Genomic DNA, 319 nt, shown 5'->3' with positions numbered 1-319 from the left:
GCTCGACACGAAATCCGGCGAGGAAGTGATGGCCATCCTCGGCGAGCTGCATGCCGAAGGCCACACCATCATCATCGTCACCCACGACATGAACGTGGCCGAACACGCGCAGCGCATCATCGAGATCCGCGACGGCGAGATCATCGCCGACCGCGCCAATCCGAACGCACCGAGCTACCGCGCACAGCGCGAGGCCAGCACCGGCGTCGCCCACGGCAACAGCTGGCGGGCGGCACGCGACCGCTTCACCGAAGCGTTCCGCATGGCCCTGCTGGCGATGAACGCACATCGGCTGCGCACCTTCCTGACCATGCTCGGA

General features: G+C 66.5%; 1 pseudogene. It reads left to right on the top strand.

From position 1 onward, the window contains the following. Window positions 1–319, top strand: a pseudogene (locus EN850_RS35030) (macrolide ABC transporter permease/ATP-binding protein MacB); the annotation flags it as partial.

Origin of the sequence: Mesorhizobium sp. M8A.F.Ca.ET.207.01.1.1, from assembly GCF_004794715.1 — a bacterium.
Lineage (GTDB): Bacteria > Pseudomonadota > Alphaproteobacteria > Rhizobiales > Rhizobiaceae > Mesorhizobium.
The sequence above is the reverse complement of the archived record's forward strand: the minus strand, read 5'-3'. Positions and strand labels throughout refer to the sequence as shown.